Source organism: Phenylobacterium sp. (genome assembly GCF_030697925.1).
In the GTDB taxonomy this organism is placed as follows: domain Bacteria; phylum Pseudomonadota; class Alphaproteobacteria; order Caulobacterales; family Caulobacteraceae; genus Phenylobacterium.
This window is the reverse complement of record NZ_JAUYOJ010000001.1, coordinates 1-1,873: the sequence shown is the minus strand read 5'-3', so window position 1 is coordinate 1,873 and position 1,873 is coordinate 1. Positions and strand designations below refer to the sequence as shown.

Sequence of the window (1,873 nt, the reverse complement as noted above, 5' to 3'; positions counted from 1 at the left end):
AGTAGAATTCAAATGTTCCCGTCCGGAAGAGTTCAGCATCGACGGGGTCGATGTGCTCCAGGGGCATGGCATAGGCCTCGGCCCGCGCCGCGGCACGCCAGTCAATTGCGCCGTCATCCATGTTTCGTTTCCTCACAGTCTCTTTGGTTTGGCGCCCATGCCGCTGCACTGACCGGGGCGCCGCGGCCGCCACAAGCAGGGACACTCCGAGCGGCGGGCGGCGGCGGTGCGAGCGACTATTCGCCTTTCCAAAATAGGTGCATATGAGACCTAACACCACGTGAGTTCCGAAACAACACCAATATGGCTTTTTGACATCGCATCGCGACGGTTCGATGCTAGGAAGTCAGCTCGCGGAGCGCGGAGGAGAGCATCTTGAGCGTGGCGCAGAGTGGCGGTGGAAACGTCGACTTTCCCAGAGACTGCAGTTGCAGCCAGCTGCGACGTGCGGCTCGACGTGTTTCGCGGTACTATGATCAGTGTTTGGCGGGCACGAGCCTCAGATCGACGCAGTATACCCTACTGGGTTTTCTAAGCACGGAGGGCCCCATGACCATGGCTCGCCTGGCGAACGCCATGACGATGGATCGTGCGACTGTGGGACATAACCTTCGGCCCCTTGAGCGTGATGGATTGCTCCACATAACTATTAGCGCGGCGGATCGCCGGGCCCGCGAAGTCGCCATCACCGATCGGGGTTATGCGGTGTTGTTGGCGGCCCATTCGGCCTGGCAATTGGCGCAGGCCGGCTTCGAGTCCGCCTTTGGCGCACAGGAAGCCGCCGAACTGCGCACGCTGATGGACCGCGTCATCGAGGCCCCACTTCCGCACACCGCGTCGCCTCTCAGGCCGAAGGTCACAGCGCCGCGCGCGGCGGTCGACGCCATTCGGTCACGGCGGAGAATCGCCGACCGTCGCGCCTAGATTTGCCGGCGCGGGAGCCGGTCCGGTGACGAACTTCCGTCCCAGGTTTCGGGATTGCCATTGACGGGGTCGGTGTGGGCTGCGTCCACCAATTGCGCTGCCGCGGGACCCGGCATCGATCCGAATCGCGCCATCGGCCCACTCCAGCTGCTGGGATCGCGTGAAGTTCGCCACACACGCCTTGGATCCGCTGTAGGCTGCGGCTCCCGCCAATGGCGTGCGCGACGACCGAGTCGTTGTTGACCAGCACGCCCGGTTCCGTTTGCGAAGGGCGGACAGCGTGGCGACCGAGCGCCGCGTCAAGGCCGCGATATTCCGTCGTATCAACCGCTCAAACTTGTCGGCCGTGCTTTGCGCCGTCGGTTACGGCGATCCTGCGCCTGCGTTGTTGATCAGCAGCGCGATCTGCCCGCCGCGCAAGCTCTCTCTCAAGCGCGGGTCCCGCGGCAAGGTCGTTGGCCACTTCCGCAATGTGGGGCGTCAGATCCTCCCGCCGACGACCCTAAGGTAGAAATCCAAGTGTGCGGCCAGTGTTTCTCGCCAACCAGGCGCCATCGACCGGGCCGCCCCGAGGCTCTGCGAGAACGTCTCCTGAATAGCGGCGGCGACCAACTCATCCCGCGACCCGAAGTGTGCGTAGAAGCCGCCGTGCGTCATTCCGATCGCGGCGGACACCCCGCCGATGGTGGTGGCGGCCAGACCTTGCGCCCGGATGGATTGTGCTGTCGCCTGCAGGAGGCGAGTGTGGGTCCTCTCCTTCCGTCCGGCGTCATGTCGCATGACTCGATTCCGCGCATGTCACCGTTTTATGAGACGAAAATAGAACTCAAACGAAAATCCGCAACAGGAGAACTCAAGGCCGGGAGCGCTAGACGGCTACGGCGTCGAGGGTGGCGACGGTTGATGCGCCGCAATTTTCGTGTCAGTACGAGTTGGATTTTAAAACTAA

The 1,873-nt window shown here is 63.0% G+C and carries 4 protein-coding genes; 2 read left to right on the top strand and 2 right to left on the bottom strand.

What is annotated here, in order from left to right:
* Positions 1–381 precede the first annotated feature (381 nt).
* Positions 382–924 (top strand): MarR family winged helix-turn-helix transcriptional regulator, encoded by a 543-nt coding sequence (locus Q8Q88_RS00010; RefSeq protein WP_305673148.1) that lies wholly within the window; start codon positions 382–384, stop codon positions 922–924.
* Here the strand turns inward: Q8Q88_RS00010 and Q8Q88_RS24645 are convergent.
* Complete coding sequence (locus Q8Q88_RS24645; RefSeq protein WP_371129787.1) at positions 892–1,227, bottom strand: hypothetical protein; 336 nt, start codon at positions 1,225–1,227, stop codon at positions 892–894. The genes Q8Q88_RS00010 and Q8Q88_RS24645 overlap by 33 nt on opposite strands.
* Here Q8Q88_RS24645 and Q8Q88_RS00005 point away from each other — a divergent pair.
* Positions 1,205–1,435, top strand: a complete 231-nt coding sequence (locus Q8Q88_RS00005; protein ID WP_305673147.1) for a hypothetical protein — start codon at positions 1,205–1,207, stop codon at positions 1,433–1,435. The genes Q8Q88_RS24645 and Q8Q88_RS00005 overlap by 23 nt on opposite strands.
* Here Q8Q88_RS00005 and Q8Q88_RS24640 read toward each other — a convergent pair.
* Positions 1,405–1,704, bottom strand: a complete 300-nt coding sequence (locus tag Q8Q88_RS24640) for a TetR/AcrR family transcriptional regulator (RefSeq protein WP_371129786.1) — start codon at positions 1,702–1,704, stop codon at positions 1,405–1,407. The genes Q8Q88_RS00005 and Q8Q88_RS24640 overlap by 31 nt on opposite strands.
* Positions 1,705–1,873: the final 169 nt, after the last annotated feature.

Bases quoted from the DNA above. Each gene is read 5' to 3' on its own strand.
- Q8Q88_RS24640 (WP_371129786.1), bottom strand. From the start codon at position 1,704: ATGCGACATGACGCCGGACGGAAGGAGAGGACCCACACTCGCCTCCTG.